The organism is Paenibacillus sp. DMB20 (genome assembly GCF_000987955.1).
Taxonomy (GTDB): Bacteria; Bacillota; Bacilli; order Paenibacillales; family Paenibacillaceae; genus Paenibacillus_AQ.
The window spans coordinates 85178-100080 of the sequence record NZ_LAZU01000051.1 but is presented as its reverse complement, the minus strand read 5'-3'; the positions used below and the strand labels follow the sequence as shown (position 1 = coordinate 100080).

Annotated in this window: 11 protein-coding genes and 4 pseudogenes; 2 read left to right on the top strand and 13 right to left on the bottom strand. The window is 54.6% G+C overall.

Annotation, left to right across the window (positions count from 1 at the left end; all coding sequences use genetic code 11):
- Positions 1–36 precede the first annotated feature (36 nt).
- The 9 genes and pseudogenes from aroE to spoVAC form a co-directional block, all read right to left on the bottom strand.
- Positions 37–921, bottom strand: coding sequence for a shikimate dehydrogenase (aroE, locus tag XI25_RS27610; RefSeq protein WP_046681089.1), 885 nt, complete (start codon positions 919–921; stop codon positions 37–39).
- 87 nt (positions 922–1008) lie between these two features.
- Complete coding sequence (gene yqeH / locus XI25_RS27605; protein ID WP_046681088.1) at positions 1009–2136, bottom strand: ribosome biogenesis GTPase YqeH; 1128 nt, start codon at positions 2134–2136, stop codon at positions 1009–1011.
- Positions 2133–2660 (bottom strand): YqeG family HAD IIIA-type phosphatase, encoded by a 528-nt coding sequence (locus tag XI25_RS27600; protein ID WP_046681087.1) that lies wholly within the window; start codon positions 2658–2660, stop codon positions 2133–2135. Before XI25_RS27600 ends, yqeH begins: the two co-directional genes overlap by 4 nt.
- Before the next feature lie 234 nt (positions 2661–2894).
- On the bottom strand, positions 2895–5108 hold the full coding sequence (locus tag XI25_RS27595; protein ID WP_046681086.1) for a DUF4129 domain-containing transglutaminase family protein: 2214 nt from the start codon (positions 5106–5108) through the stop codon (positions 2895–2897).
- Positions 5105–6355: a DUF58 domain-containing protein gene (locus XI25_RS27590; RefSeq protein ID WP_046681085.1), complete on the bottom strand. Its 1251-nt coding sequence runs from the start codon at positions 6353–6355 to the stop codon at positions 5105–5107. The genes XI25_RS27595 and XI25_RS27590 overlap by 4 nt, the downstream gene beginning before the upstream one ends.
- A 2-nt stretch (positions 6356–6357) precedes the next feature.
- Positions 6358–7314 carry an AAA family ATPase gene (locus tag XI25_RS27585; RefSeq protein ID WP_046681084.1) on the bottom strand — a complete coding sequence of 319 codons (957 nt, stop codon included), beginning with the start codon at positions 7312–7314 and terminating at the stop codon, positions 6358–6360.
- Between the two features lie 188 nt (positions 7315–7502).
- A pseudogene (gene spoVAE / locus XI25_RS27580) lies at positions 7503–7847 on the bottom strand (stage V sporulation protein AE); the annotation flags it as partial.
- A 12-nt stretch (positions 7848–7859) separates the two neighbouring features.
- A pseudogene (gene spoVAD, locus XI25_RS27575) lies at positions 7860–8874 on the bottom strand (stage V sporulation protein AD).
- Positions 8871–9327: pseudogene (spoVAC, locus tag XI25_RS27570) on the bottom strand (stage V sporulation protein AC). Before spoVAC ends, spoVAD begins: the two co-directional pseudogenes overlap by 4 nt.
- Positions 9328–9898: 571 nt before the next feature.
- On the opposite strand from spoVAC, the gene XI25_RS27565 reads away from it, so the two are divergent.
- Both XI25_RS27565 and XI25_RS27560 read left to right on the top strand, forming a co-directional pair.
- Complete coding sequence (locus tag XI25_RS27565) at positions 9899–10972, top strand: M42 family metallopeptidase (RefSeq protein WP_046681083.1); 1074 nt, start codon at positions 9899–9901, stop codon at positions 10970–10972.
- Between the two features lie 16 nt (positions 10973–10988).
- Positions 10989–11829 (top strand): annotated as a pseudogene (locus XI25_RS27560) (sugar phosphate isomerase/epimerase family protein).
- Between the two features lie 72 nt (positions 11830–11901).
- On the opposite strand, the gene XI25_RS27555 reads toward XI25_RS27560, so the two are convergent.
- The 4 genes from XI25_RS27555 to XI25_RS27545 form a co-directional block, all read right to left on the bottom strand.
- Entirely contained in the window at positions 11902–12915 is a 1014-nt protein-coding gene (locus XI25_RS27555; protein WP_046681082.1) for a Gfo/Idh/MocA family protein, read from the bottom strand.
- A 62-nt stretch (positions 12916–12977) separates the two neighbouring features.
- Positions 12978–13331, bottom strand: a complete 354-nt coding sequence (locus XI25_RS35530) for a hypothetical protein (RefSeq protein WP_235440468.1) — start codon at positions 13329–13331, stop codon at positions 12978–12980.
- Positions 13332–13353: 22 nt separating this feature from the next.
- Positions 13354–13989: a Gfo/Idh/MocA family protein gene (locus XI25_RS35525; protein WP_235440467.1), complete on the bottom strand. Its 636-nt coding sequence runs from the start codon at positions 13987–13989 to the stop codon at positions 13354–13356.
- Complete coding sequence (locus XI25_RS27545; protein ID WP_046681081.1) at positions 13982–14866, bottom strand: sugar phosphate isomerase/epimerase family protein; 885 nt, start codon at positions 14864–14866, stop codon at positions 13982–13984. Before XI25_RS27545 ends, XI25_RS35525 begins: the two co-directional genes overlap by 8 nt.
- Between the last annotated feature and the right edge of the window lie 37 nt (positions 14867–14903).

The following is a 14903-nucleotide window of genomic DNA, read 5'->3' as shown; positions in this document are numbered from 1 at the left end:
CCTTTATTCGGGCGTTCGGCCTATCATGGAACCCATTTATGCGCGCGTCTCCCGCCGGAAACTTTCAAGCACGGCAGCCTTCATGTCTTCAACCGGTGCCGGTTGCCCGGTCCAATATTCCAACGCATAGGCCCCCTGATTGATAAACATGCCAAGCCCGCCGTGAACGCTGCATCCTTTGGCTGCGCTTATCGAAAGAAGCTTCGTGGTCAGCGGATTGTAAATCAGATCGCTGACCACGATGCCTTCCGGTATCCAGGCTTCCGGGACAGGCACCTGATTCACGTTCGGGTGCATGCCGACGGACGTGGTATTGATCAACACGTCCGCGGATCGGATCGCTGTTTCGGCTTCAGATTCGCCGAATCCGCGGATCTGCGCAAGGTTTCCCCACTCCTCGGCCAGCTCTTTCGCTTTGGAGGCGGTCCGGTTGACTACGGAAACGGATCCCGGCCCTTCCTGAATCAGCGCGTGAATAATGCCGCGCGCCGCGCCTCCGGCTCCAAGGACGACAATATGTTTGCCTGCAAGTTCCGGCAAAATCTCTTCTTTTAATGAACGAACGTACCCGATTCCGTCCGTGTTGTATCCGGTCAGCAAGCCGTTATCGTTCACAACCGTATTGACGGCACCGATTCGCTTGGCGCCTTCATCGACGGCGTCCAAATAAGTCATGACCTCGACTTTATGCGGTATCGTTACGTTAACTCCCCTGAAACCCAGTGCACGGATCGCCTGAATCGCGTCTTTAAGGTTATCCGGCTTGACATGGAGCGGGACATAATGTCCCGGCACTCCCATTGCCCCCAAGGCCGCTTGGTGCATGGCAGGCGACTTGGAATGGGCTATCGGATCTCCCATAACGCCAAGCAGCAAAGAACCGCTGGCCGGGACAAGGCTTTTGAGCTGATTCGATTCCATAGTTTCCGCTCTCCCCACAACGATTAAAAAATTCCGATCAAAGGATCTGTTCAGCTTCGCTGAAAACTTAATCTAAAATCATCCCCGTTAAATCAGGGATGGCCTCAAAAGCACCTTGACGCCTTTTGGAACATGAACCGCAACCAGGGCGCCCTGGTCTCCGTTGATCTTTACCCAGCCCAGGCCCGATATGAATACGTCCGAGCGGGAGCCCTTCGGCACCCGGATTTCATGCCTTGTCCATTCCGGCAGCTCTTTCAGACGGTCCTTTGTCGGCGGCGACAAGAGTTCTCCGGCATGTTCCTTGAATAAAGCGTCTGCGCGCTCCAGTTTCGTGCGGTGAATCTTTAACCTGCCGCTAATAAAACAGGTAAAGGACTGATGATCCCCTTGAATGAAATCGAACCGGCCCATGCCTCCGAAAAACAAGGTTTGTCCCGAATCCAGCTGGTACACGATCGGCTTCAACGGATTTTCCGGCATTGCGACGCCAAGGTCTTCGCGGCTGACCAGCTCACTGTATCTCCACGGATACACAATCCCCGGGGTGTCCACGATATACCTTCCGTCATCGAGCGGGATATTGACCATATCCAAGGTCGTTCCAGGATACCGGGAGGTTGTCAGCTCCTGGTCCAAATCGCTGTAGTCCCGGATCAGGCGATTGATCAGGGTAGACTTGCCGACGTTGGTTGCCCCGACCACATACACGTCACGGTCGCCTCGGCTCGCCGCAATCGTTTCGAGCAACCTGTCAAACCCCTGGTTTTTCTTGGCGCTGCACAGGACGATATCGCTCGTCTTCAGCCCCTGCTCTTTGCACTGCTTTTGCACCCAGTTCAACAGCTTGTTCCAATTGGTTACCTTGGGCAGCAGGTCGATTTTGTTTACGGCGAGGATCACCGGATTGTTGCCGACAAACCGCTGCAGGCCCGAGATCAGGCTTCCTTCGAAATCAAATATATCAACGATATGAATGACAAGCGCCTTTTTTCCGCCGATCTGTCCAAGGAGCCGAAGGAATTCGTCCTGATCGACAGCAACGGTGGCCGCTTCGTTATAATTTTTGATCCGGAAACAGCGCTGGCATATGACCGGTTCACGGTCTATGGCCTTCTCCGGCAAATAGCCCGGCGCCCCCTGAGCGGCATGCTGCAGGGTTATGCCGCAGCCGCTGCATTTCTTGATGTCTTGTCCGCCTGTCGGCTCCATCATTTTTTATCCTCCTCAATCCATAGTCCCCGCTTGCGAAGGCGCGTTAATGCAATCCGTTCAACCCGCCGGTTAAACAGCCGGGTCAGCCATCCCTCATCGTTTATGGCAATCGGCATGACCAAAATCGTATAAAGCCCCAGTCTGTTTCCGCCGTATACGTCCGTAAGCATCTGGTCCCCGACAACAACGGTCTGTTCATGGGTCAGTTCCATCATCTCCATCGCTTTCCGGAAGGGAGCATTGCTTGGTTTGCGTGCCTCATGAACATACTGTATATCTAATGGAGTGGCGAACTTGGATACGCGCTCCAATTGGTTGTTGGATACGATGATCAGCTGAAACCCGATCTCTTTTACTTTCTTGAACCATTCCACCAGCTCGGGTGTTGCCAGCGGGGCTTTTGCGCCTACCAGCGTATTATCCAAATCCGTAATAATTCCACGGTACCCCTTTTTGTATAATTCCTCCAAATTAATGTCGAAAACCGTATTGACCCGGAGTTTGGGAATGAGCATTTCAAACAAAATTCGTCACCTCAATTTCATACGAAAAACTATACCATATTCCGGTTGCTTAGTAAAAAATAATCGACGCGTTTCGACCATCCCTTTTCCCGTGTCCGACCTCGGGTTTAGGATGACCGAAAGTAACCGGATTGAACCTCCGTATTATCATGCGGATCCCCTGCCTTCTTCATATCTCTTCCTATAATTTAAAAAGGCCGCCCGCGCTTCCTGGCGGAATGCGGGCGGCCGGAATCATGCGGTTTTAACTTTTTTCATGCTTTTTCTAAACCGGACGGCTTCCGCCTGCACGTTCTTCCATTCCTCCTCTTGAACATCCACAGGGCTGTATCGGGCTGTCTCAAAACGCACGAGCAGCGGTTTCAGCGTAGGTTCAAGGGAAGGGTAACGGCGTCCCCAGCGGTTGACCGATTCCCTTAGCGTTTCATGCGGGCCTCGAGTCAAGCCGCGCCGCCGGGCGTATCGCAGCCACCGCTCCGTTTCGGCGATCACCTTATCCGCCGGCGTCAGCGGCTTTCCGGCCAAAAGCCGGGCATGCAGAAACCGCAGATTCAAGCGCATTCTCCAAAGGATATACCCGATCCAGATCAAAATAATCGTTCCGGCGGCAACTCCGGCGATTTTGTACCAAGAAGAACCCGTCTTGTCGGCCGATTCTTCCGGAAGGACCGTCTCCTTCTTCTCTTCTTGCGGCTCCTCCTCAATCTCAGGCACGACCGGTTCGGCGGTCTCTCCTCCGGACAATATCGGCATATTGAAGCCGGGCGTCGTTTCAATCGGAATCCAGCCGTAATCGCCGAAATACACCTCAACCCAGGAGTGCGCGTCCGCATTGGTTACGGTATAGCTTCCGGAACTCGTTCTCACGCCGCTCGGGGACATGTATTCCTCGGCAGGAACGTTTCCGGGAGCGTAGCCCTTTACCCAGCGTGCCGGGATGTCGAGCGAGCGGGTCAGCATGACCATCGACGTGGAGAAATAGTCGCAATAGCCTTCCTGTATCTCAAACAGGAAACTGTCGACAAAGTCGTCGCTCTTCTTTTTGGAAAGATCCGGCGTATTGGTATACGAAAAATGGTTCTGCAGATACTGCTGCAGCAGCATTACCTTTTCATAAGGGGTGTTTCCGCCCGCCGTCACTTCTTCGGCAAGCGCCTTGACGCGATCGGGAAAATCGGAAGGCATCTGAAGGTAATCCTCATCAATCGATTCCCCATACAGCTGTTCATGCGATTTGCCGCTCAGCTCATTCCATGGAATGACCGGGATTTCGGACGTAACGGCATAGGTTTTCGGATAGCTCGGGCGTTTCGGTTCCGAGTCAAGGTGAAGCTCGGCGCCCTCGCCCTTCCAGCGAAGCGTGCCTCCCTCCATTTCGGGATCCAACCGGTCCACCCGGGCAATCGAATAAGCGCCGAACAGCACTGGATAGACATTGTCGTTAAGCATCGTAACGGTTTGCTGCACCGTCTTGGTCGGAATTTTTCCGGACAAGTCGCCGCTCAGGTCTTCGCCGGGAAGGACGGAATCGCCGTCCCGTCGCCTCTGCTTGTCGGCCCAGCCCGAGCCGGAATAGATGGACCGCGTCTCTCCGCGCCAATAACTCCGTTCCTCGGAGGACACCGACATGACCGGCGAGTAGTCGAAGTTAAAACCGCCGCCGAGCTCGTTGTCTTCGCGGCCGTAGCCGGACATGCTTTCAGACGGGATTTCCAGGATCCCGCCTCCGGTACCGGTTGCACTGCTGGAAAGCGGCAAGCCGCTCCATTCCCTCCATGCGGTATACGGATCGGTCAGCGTAGGCTGAATGTTAGGCATATTGATGCCTGCAAAAATAATCAACGAAAAAATGACAAGAATATTGCCGATGATCTTGATCGGATATTCCCGCAGCCGGCGCCATCCCTGAGGAAACCTTTTGCGGAAACGGTTGAAATGCTCGGTCACAAGCCAGCCCATTCCTATGGCAACAACCCATGCGGTTTCTTCCCACAGCACGTATGTCGTAAATGAATCCAAAACGGCAAAAGCTATTACGTTCAGACCGACCACGAGCAAAATTTTCCTTTTGCTGTTCACCCATACCGAAACAAATATAAAGATGGCCCATGCGGCCAAAGCAAACCATAAATACGGAAACAAATAAATGATCTCGTCGCCCAGGATTCCTTCCATCAAGCCTGAAGGCACCGGCATTCCGTATTTATCGAGGGTCCGGTAAACGGCATAAATGATGAGCGGGAGCTCAATAAGCAGTCTGTATCCCCTGTTAATGAAGACAAGGGCTTCCGTAACCGCTGTAACCGTCAGGGCCGCCAGAATGGCTGCCGTCGTTTCTTCATATAGTATGGGTTCAGAGTAAGACACCCACTGCAAAAACAGCAGCCCAATCCACAAGAGTGACAGAATCCGAAAAAATGGCGATGCCGATCCCCGTTCCTTTCTCATCCTGCAATCCCCCCTAGCACGGCCGGAAGCTCTTCCAGCGATGAAGCCGCGTAGTTCAGGATTCCGCGAGATTGAAGAAACGCGGTGTAATCATCTTTTCCGTCTTTCTTCCCTTCAGAGCCGATGATCCGAAGCAAGCAAGGGTTCATTCCACGGTTTTCAGCCCATCGGAAAGCCTCTACGACGCTCTGATCCGCCGAGGAGGTTACGAGCAGAAACAATGCCCCTTTCGGAAAATGCCGGTACACCCTTTCCAGGGAAGTCAGCAGGCTCTCCGTTCTGTCGGCATCCACGTCCACGAGGTGCTGGATCATGCGCATCCGTTCGCTTGGGGCATCGCTTGGCGCAAATATCCGAGACTTTTTTGCAGCCGTAAACAATCCGGTCCCCGAATGCTCCCGGGCTCCGTACTCCACCAGGGAAGCCGCAGCGGATACGGCGAGTTCAAACTGCCCGGGATGGCTGTACCCCTTGGCAGCACAGTCCAGCACGATCATCGTTTTGGGAAACGACTCATGCTCGAACTCCTTGGATTTCCATGAACCGGTTTTAGCCGTTGCGTTCCAATGAATTCGGGATATGCGGTCACCGTACACATAGTCCCGGACCCCGTTAATTTGGGTGGTTTCCCGGCGGGAGGACGAAAGGGTTGTCTGCGTCCCGCCAAGTCTGACGTTACGGAGGCTCCGCTGCCAATTCGGGATGTAGACCGTTCTCGGAAGCACCCGAAATTCCGTTTTTACCTCAATCATTCCCCGGTGCTCCATCAGGCCGAAGATATCCTCGCTGATGCACTCGGTTTTCGAAAAGGCATACCTCCCCCTTTCCAGCGGCGGTGTCTGAAACACAAGCTCCCCTGATCCCCGAAGGCTTGGAATGACGCTGTCTTCAAAAGACCATGAATCGCCGTTATGGCGCTGCAGGACTTCGCGCACGATCAGATACGGCATGGGCAGCAGACCGGGAATGGTTACTTCCATCCTGATCTGCACCTGCTCGCCGGCATGAAGGATGTCATTCCTTTCGTCGCCCGACATGACCGACCTGGATGCCTTGACGCGATTTACCCCTCCGAAACTGGAACCGATTAAGTAGACGCCCAGCAGGCTGACCATGGAAAAAAGCATGGTGGACGTCTTCCCGCCCTGAAACAATACATACAGCAGGACTAAAATCCAAACCGCCAGCACCGCTGCCAGATTAGACGGTTTTATGCCGTTAAATAAAGCAGATATATAACGGCGCATGTCTATCTCCCCATCTGAACCGGCACTTTGACCTGCCTCAAAATAAATTGAAGCACCGACTCCGGCGTAGCGTTGTCAAGTCTGGACTCCGGACGCAGCATAATCCGGTGCGACAGAACATAAGGGGCAAGCGTCTTCACGTCGTCCGGCAGCACGTAGTCACGCTGCTCCAGGAAAGCAAAGGCCTTGACGGCATTCATGAAAGATAACGTCGCCCGCGGGCTCGCGCCAAGGAGAACGGCGCGGTGCTCGCGCGTAGCCCGAATAATGCCGAGCAGGTAATCGGCAACAGGTTCCCCGATAAAAACATCGCGGATTTCCTGCTGAATGGCGGAGACGATATCCATATGGGTTACGGGTTTCAGCTTGTCCACCAGCTGACCGTGCCGGGAGCGGAACATCAGCTCCTTCTCCGTTGCGGCATCCGGGTATCCCAGGCTGATTTTAAGCATAAAGCGGTCAAGCTGCGCTTCAGGCAGCATGTATGTTCCTTCAAAATCAATCGGATTCTGTGTTGCGCACAGCATGAACGGATGGGGCAGCTCGTGCGTTTCCCCGTCAACGGTTACGCTCCGTTCCTCCATGACTTCCAGCAGCGCGGACTGCGTCTTGGTCGTCGCACGGTTGATTTCATCCGCCAGCAGCACGTTGGTCATGACCGGTCCCGGCCGGAAATAAAACCGTTCATCGCGGGGATGAAAGACCGAGACCCCGGTAATGTCGCTCGGGAGGATGTCCGGGTTGCATTGAATGCGCCGGTAGTCCCCCTGCATCGATTTGGCCAGAGCTTTGATGAGCTGCGTTTTGCCTGTTCCCGGAACGTCCTCGATAAGGACGTGTCCTCCGGCCAAAAGCGCCGTCAGCAGCAGTTGGATCTCGAATTCCTTGCCCAGGAGGCACGACTCCAGATTGGAGCGTACCGATGAAATAATGTTGATCGATTCTTGGCTTACGGGCATGTATAATAAACCTCCTGTAAGGGAATATATAGATGTTTTACTACTATTGTACATGATGATGGTCGCCGAGTACATTCGGGAAAACAAACCTTTGCGAGAGTTTTGGCTCCAAGTCCCGGAACGCTAAAAAGCCCCGGAGCATTTTTCCGGGGCAAAAGACCTCATGGCCTGCAATGTTCAAAGCATGATCAACCTTTCGGGCGCACGATCAAGGCGGCCAGGAATGAGAAAATAATGGCCGAGGAAATCCCGGCGCTCGTGACCTCGAAAATACCGGTAACCACGCCGATCCAACCGTCCCGCTCCAGCTCGGACAATGCGCCGTGAACGAGAGAGTTGCCAAAGCTGGTTATCGGAACCGAGGCGCCCGCTCCGGCAAATTTGACGAGAGGATCGTATAGCCCGAAAGCATCCGCGACGGCCCCTGCCACGACCAGCGTACTCATGGTGTGGGCGGGGGTAAGCTTGACCGCGTCCATTAAAATTTGACCGATCACGCAGATCAAACCTCCGATGATAAAAGCCCATAAAAAATTGCATGCCTGTTAACCTCCCATCTCCAAAGCTACCGCATGCGCGATGCAAGGAATACTCTCCCCTTGCTGGTAGGACAACGGCGAGAGCAAGGCCCCCGTGGCGACAACCAGCACTTTTTTCAGCTCGCCGCGGCGCATCCGCTTTAAAATATGACCGTAGGTCACGACCGCCGAGCAGCCGCATCCGCTGCCGCCGGCCAAAACGTATTTCTGTTTGTCCCGGTCGTAAATCATAAGACCGCAATCCCTAAAGTCGGTCTCCTCCATGCGGATCCCTTCTTTCTGAAGAAGCTCCTTCGCAATGGGCAGGCCTACCGACGCCAAATCTCCGGTTACAATAAGATCGTAATACCCCGGGGTCCTTCCCGTATCCTTCATGTGGGCGGATATGGTGTCGGCAGCCGCCGGCGCCATCGCCGTCCCCATATTAAACGGATCCTTGATGCCAAGGTCCATGACCTTGCCGATCGTGGCGTACGTGATTTGCGGACCGGTCCCTTGGGCGGATACGACGGAGCAGCCGGCACCGGTAATCGTATACTGCGCGTACGGCGGTTTCTGCGAGCCGTATTCCGTCGGGTAACGGAACTGCTTCTCTACCGTACAGTTGTGGCTGGCAGTACCGGCCATCGCATATTGAGCCGCACCGGAGTCCACCATCAGGGAAGCCATGGCGAGGCTTTCCATCGAGGTAGAGCAGGCCCCGAATACGCCAATATAGGGAACGCCCATTTTCCGGGCCGCAAAGGAGCTGCTGATGATCTGGTTCATCAAGTCCCCTCCGACAAAAAAACTGAAGCTGCTCTTCCGTGATGCCCGAAAGCTCAAGAGCTGTTTTGGCGGCATCCTCCAGCAGGCGACGCTCCCCCTTTTCCCAGGTCTTTTCGTTGATTTCGATGTTGTCGTAAATATAATCGAAGTCCTCGGCCAGCGGACCTTCCCCCTCTTCAGGACCGACGATGGAGGAGGCCCCGAGAATGACGGGTTTGTTCTCAAACTTCCAGGTTTGTCCCGTTACCTTCATCCTCCATGTCCTCCCCCTACGCCCAGAAGGGCGTAAATGATGCCGACAATAAAGGCGGCTACCGTACCGAACACAATAACGGAGCCTGCAAGCTTGAACATGCTGGCGCCGACGCCGAGCACCAGTCCCTCCGCCCGGTGTTCCAGCGCGGCCGAACACATGGAGTTGGCGAATCCCGTTACGGGAACCGCCGTCCCCGCGCCGGCCCACTGCGCGATTTTATCGTAAACGCCCATGCTGGTAAGAATAACGGAAATGATAATGAGCACCGCAACCGTTGGACTGCTTGCTTCTTTTGTGCTCATATCGAAAACGGACATAAAAAAACTGCTGAATCCCTTGTCCGATCACGCATATCAATCCGCCGACCAAAAAAGCCTTCAGGCAGTTTTTAAAAATGCCGTGCGGCGGCTCATGCTTTTTGGCGATCGCTTTGTATTCTTCCGGACTCATCGAGCTTAACTTGGACTGGGATTTATTCTTGGAGTTTGGCAATTCCTACACCTCCGGCTAAGTATGTGTTTCTTTCACAGTGTGGAGATTATGGACATTTCACTCGATATCATTATGGTTTGAATTGGCTTCCTTTATGTTTGGTAAATCATCCATAATAAGAAAGAGCCCGAATCCGGGTGGTTTACACTTTCTCATATTAAAAACAGCCCCAAGGCATGAAGCCCGGGACTGTCCGAAAGAATCATTTTCGTTCGGGATCAAATAAAAACCAACATCAGCAGAACGACCAATAAAATAAAGAGCACCAAAATGAGCATAAGCTCCCTGCCATCGCCAAGCTCGGCGTTCGGTTTAATCGTCAAGCGGTCCATGCTCCGCCCCTTTCTCCGGCATACGCGGTTCTTGATACCTCCATTGTATTCGGCTCGGCGGACACAGGTACCTGGTTAAAAAAAGACGTTCGGCAAACGCAAGCAAAGAACGGGATTCGCCATGGACTTTTTTCATGGAGGAGAGCATACTAGAGAAGAATCTTATACATAACATCCAGAAAAAGGAGCGAACACGCATGAATCAATCCACGATGGAGCTGCTGCGCACGCTGACGGAATTCCCTGCGGCTCCGGGCTTTGAACGGGAACTGCGTTCCTGGGTAAAAGATGCCTTATCCGCATATACAGAAGAATTCGTGCAGGACCGTTTGGGCAGCATTTTCGCGGTTCTTCGCGGCAATGATGAAGGGCCACGGGTCATGGTTGCCGGACACATGGACGAGGTCGGGTTTATGGTCACCGGCATTACCGAAGCCGGCATGATCCGGTTTCAGCCGCTCGGCGGCTGGTGGAGCCAGGCCGTACTTGCCCAGCGCCTTCAGATCATTACCGATCGCGGTCCGATCATCGGCGTCGTCGGCTCGATTCCAACGCATCTGCTTGACGAAGCCACGCGGAGCAAACCCGTCGACATCAAAACAATGTACATCGATATCGGTGCCGACGATAAAGCCGAAGCCGAGTCGTTCGGTATCCGGCCGGGACAGCAGATCGTGCCGATTTGCCAATTTACGCCGCTTGCCAACCCGAAGAAAATTATGGCCAAAGCCTGGGATAACCGTTACGGCGTCGGACTGGCGATTGAGCTTGTCAAGGCTCTTCACGGCGAAAACCTTCCTAACACGGTATTTGCCGGTGCCACGGTCCAGGAGGAACTCGGTCTGCGGGGAGCGCGGACTTCGGCCAATCTGATCCAGCCGGACATTTTCTTCGGTCTTGACGCCAGCGCGGCAAACGATATGATGGGCGACAAGAGCCAGTTCGGACAGCTCGGACAGGGCGCGCTGCTCCGCATATTCGACCCGACGATGCTCACGCACCGCGGCATGGTCGAATACGTGCAGGATACGGCGGAGACCAACAAGATCAAATACCAGTATTTCGTGTCCCCCGGAGGAACCGATGCGGGTCAAGTGCACCTGAGCGGAATCGGCGTGCCGTCCACCATCATCGGCATCTGCTCCCGGTACATTCATACTTCCTCTTCCATCATTCACACGGATGACTACGAAGCGGCAAAAGAACTGCTGATCAAGCTGGTCAAGGGGCTGGACCGCACGACGCTGAATACGATTCTGGATCGGGCGTAGAATGGGGGAACCTGAAATGCTTAGAGGATTAACGAGTGCCGGTTTGGGCGCGATTGAAAACGAGGAGCAGCTGATGGACATCGCCTCGCGACACGGATTTCAGAGCGTCGATCTTGATGCCAAATCCCTGATTGATCGGCTGGGGGCCGAAGCGGCTGCGGAACGTCTCCAGTCCCTGAAGCTCACCGTCGGCTCGATCGGACTGCCGGTGGAATGGAGGGCAGGGGAAGAAACGTTTTTTGGAGGGCCTGAAGCAGCTTCCTGCATCGGCAGCCGCGGCAGCCGCACTCGGATGCACGCGCTGCTGCACGTATATTTTGCCTTCCACGGATTACCCGGCGGCTCATTTCATGGCTGTCGCGACCTCCCGGCTCCGGTTGTGCGCGAGCATTCTCGGTGCTTACGGCATCCGTCTCGGCCTGGAATTCGTAGGTCCGCACCATTTGCGGACCCAGTGGAAAAATCCTTTCATTTGGAGCCTTGAAGAAACCTTGGACTGGATCGCGGCCATTAACGAACCGAATGTCGGCCTTTTGTTCGACTCTTATCACTGGTACACCAACGGGATGAATACGGAGGATATCGCCGGGTTAAGAGCGGACCAGATCGTTCATGTACATATTAATGACGCGAAGGACGTCCCGGTCGAGGAGGTTCTGGACAACGACCGGCTGTACCCGGGAGAAGGCGTGATCGATCTTGCCGGTTTTTTGAGAGGGCTTCATCACATCGGATATGCCGGTCCGGTGGCGCAGGAAGTCCTGACTCCCGGCGCTCCCGCCGAGTCCCCCGAAGTTCTTGCCGCCCGTTCACGGGACGGATTTGACAAGGTTTTTGGGGCGGCGGGCCTGAAATAAACGCGCACGACATAAAAGCCTAATGCCACAGCTTTACAAGCCGGCGCATTAGGCTTTTTATCGTTATCGGATCTAGCTTGAGAACACCATTTCCTTCCCGCTCTCGGACGAAGCATAAGTTCCGAGTATGATTTCAAGGGAATGCCTTGCGTCCTCTCCGGTAATGAGCTCTACCTCTTCGCCCTGAACCGCTCTTACCATATCGGCTATCTGTTTCCCATGGCCGTCCGGAATGACCCGGAACGGTTCGAAATCGGGAAGCTCCACCGTTTCATTCTCGATATCGAGAGCGACGATCGTATCCTCCTCCATGACGAGCGTTCCTTTTTCCCCGTGGATTTCCAGCCGCTGTCCTTTGCCGTTATAAGCGGTAGTCGTCATTTCCAGTACCCCCATTGCTCCGCTCTCAAACCGCAGCATGGCAAGCGCCGTATCCTCCACCTCAATATCACGGAGCACCGCCCGTGCACGGCCGCATAACGAAGCCACGGGTCCGGCCAGCCATTGAAGCAGATCGACCGTATGGATCCCCTGGTTCATCATGGCTCCCCCGCCGTCCATGTCCCAGGTACCGCGCCACCCCGCACTGTCGTAGTACTCCTGGCTGCGGTAAATTTTCACGTAGGCTGAGCAGAGGCTGAGACTGCCAAGCCTTCCTTCCCGGATCAACCGGCGGGCATACCGGGCTTGGGGAGACATGCGCCTCGGAAACACGGTGGACAGGATAACCCCCTGCTCGCGGCACGATGAAACCATGTCATCAACATCTTCAAGCCTGATCGCCAGCGGCTTTTCGGCAAAAACATGTTTCCCCGCCTTCGCTGCCATCTTCGTTTGTTCTGCGTGAAGACCGCTGGGAGTACATATGCATATAACGTCGACATCCTTGCGGGAGAGCAGCTCATCATAGCTGCCGCATACTTCAGCCGGATATTTGACGCAGAAACCGACCGCTTTCTCCCTATCGCGGTCGTACACCGCTGCCAGCTCGGCATGACCGTTATTTTGAATGGCCCGGGCATGGACATCCGCAATGATGCCGCAGCCGACGATGCCGAATCTTACCTTTGTTTCTTTGGAATTCATGATGACCGATCCTCCTTTTATATGATGAAAGGCCAGCCCTTAAATACACGAAGCCGGGAGCCTTAAATTTTGCATATCCGTTCTGCCGTTTGATCCGCAGCTATGGTGGCTTCGGTCGCGGCAAGGATGTCCCGATGACTAAGAACATGCGGGCCGCCGGTGATTCGGCTTAAAAAATCTTCCGTGATTGAAGCGTAAGTTTCGGCCAAGGCATCAATGCCTTCGGCTCGGGTCCACGCTTTTTCGGCATTCATATATAACGCCACGCCGCCTTGGCCCAGAAAAGGATCCCCCTCCAGTCTGATCTCGGCGGTTCCCCGGGTTCCCGTCAGAAAAATCCTTCCGTCTCCCCAGGTCCAGCATGTCGGCGGAGTGTGCCAATCGGCATACAGCTGGGCGGTTATCCCTTGATCCATGACGACCTGCAAGCCGGCGGCATCATAAAAACGTCGGGTGCTCCGGCAACATGCTCTTGGACATAAAGCCGCTTGACGAAGACACTTCCTGCCCGGTGAAGAAACGAAGCAAATCGAAATCATGGACCAGCAAGTCTATGATAATGCCGCCGGATTGATCTTTGGAAAAATGCCAGGCCGGACGGCTTTCCGGGTTCAACCGGTGCGGCTTCCGCATGGAGATATGCACAAGCTCGCCGAGCTCCCCTCTTTCGATCCATTCCCTGGCCAGCCGGATCTCCGGACGGAACCGTTCGGTAAGCAGCATGCCGACCTGGATCCGACCGCGCTCAAACACGCGGCGCAGCCTATCCAGCCCCTCACGGGACGTTACCGCCGGTTTATCGATCATGATCGGCTTGCCATGCCGCTCGCACAGCTCGATCACGTCCATCTTTTCCTGGTTTACCGAGGCGCAGCCGACCACGTCGGCAGCCAGCAGCGTTTCGGGATCCCCGGCAAGAGGGAGCCCATATTTTTGCGCCAAATGCTCTGCCAAAAGGCGGTTGTCCGGCTCGTAAATTCCCGTGCAGTGATGACCAATAGACAGCATCTCTTCTATAAAAATGCCGATGTGCGCATGCTGGCAGCCGATGATTGAAAAATTCATTTTAGCCATTGCCGCTATTCGCCTCCTTCCCTAGAGCCGTTTCCCTCAGCCAGCGCTTCACCACTTCAAAATCGTACGCCAATCTTTCCACCGGAGGAAACGGGGCGGCGCATTCCAGCGTGATCCATCCCGAATAACCGTTCTCGATCAAAGCTTCAAACAATTCGCGATGATCGACTTCCCCTTCCCCCAGCCTGCACTGCAGAAAATGCTCCATCCCATGCCTTGTGCGGTTCGCAAACGTGCCCGGCGCTCCCGCTGACGGTATCCGCTTCTCGTCCTTCACATGCACATGCGTAAGCCGGGAGCCCAGCTGCCGTACGGATTCTTTTCCATAATCGGTATCGGTAATATACATATTGCCCGCATCGTGAATCATGCCGATATTGTCCTCTCCGATCATGTCCAGGAGTTTGATCGCGGCATCCGGCGTTTCCACCAGACTGGCATTATGAATTTCCAAGAGGATCGTTTTTCCGTATCGGCGAGCTTCTTCCGAGCATTTTCGCAGCCAGAGCGCGGCCCTCTCGTAGTGCGTCTCATCCGCCATAAAAGCATGGGGTCCGCCCTGAAAAATGCGTATGTTATCGCTTTTAAGAAGCGAAGCGTGTTCAAGCAGCCTCCGGAAATCGTCCAGCGCCTGCTCGCATTCCCCGTCGCTGCGTTCGCTGAAATGGCCGGCGTATCCGGCGAGCGCGGGAATGGAAAGTCCGTATTCCTCGGCAAACCTGCCGATTTCCATAACATGCCGCGCCGTGGAAACCGGTGTCAGGTGCGGCTCCCTGCAGGCGATTTCTATTCCTTCCAGGCCAAGCTTGGCCGTGATTTCCATCGCTTCCCGAATGCCGCAATCCATCAAGGAACCGCTGAATGCCGCAATTTTCATTCCGTTTGCCTCCCCAGTTCAAAGTCTGATTTCATCC

What these genes read in the sequence shown, in the direction of transcription:
- XI25_RS27545 (WP_046681081.1), bottom strand. Translation starts at nt 14,866, where the DNA reads ATGAAAATTGCGGCATTCAGCGGTTCCTTGATGGATTGCGGCATTCGG.
- XI25_RS27585 (WP_046681084.1), bottom strand. Translation starts at nt 7,314, where the DNA reads ATGCCCGTAAGCCAAGAATCGATCAACATTATTTCATCGGTACGCTCC.
- XI25_RS27555 (WP_046681082.1), bottom strand. Translation starts at nt 12,915, where the DNA reads ATGAATTCCAAAGAAACAAAGGTAAGATTCGGCATCGTCGGCTGCGGC.
- yqeH (WP_046681088.1), bottom strand. Translation starts at nt 2,136, where the DNA reads ATGATGGAGCCGACAGGCGGACAAGACATCAAGAAATGCAGCGGCTGC.
- XI25_RS35530 (WP_235440468.1), bottom strand. Translation starts at nt 13,331, where the DNA reads ATGGATCAAGGGATAACCGCCCAGCTGTATGCCGATTGGCACACTCCG.
- aroE (WP_046681089.1), bottom strand. Translation starts at nt 921, where the DNA reads ATGGAATCGAATCAGCTCAAAAGCCTTGTCCCGGCCAGCGGTTCTTTG.
- XI25_RS27565 (WP_046681083.1), top strand. Translation starts at nt 9,899, where the DNA reads ATGAATCAATCCACGATGGAGCTGCTGCGCACGCTGACGGAATTCCCT.
- XI25_RS27595 (WP_046681086.1), bottom strand. Translation starts at nt 5,108, where the DNA reads ATGAGAAAGGAACGGGGATCGGCATCGCCATTTTTTCGGATTCTGTCA.
- XI25_RS27590 (WP_046681085.1), bottom strand. Translation starts at nt 6,355, where the DNA reads ATGCGCCGTTATATATCTGCTTTATTTAACGGCATAAAACCGTCTAAT.
- XI25_RS35525 (WP_235440467.1), bottom strand. Translation starts at nt 13,989, where the DNA reads ATGGCTAAAATGAATTTTTCAATCATCGGCTGCCAGCATGCGCACATC.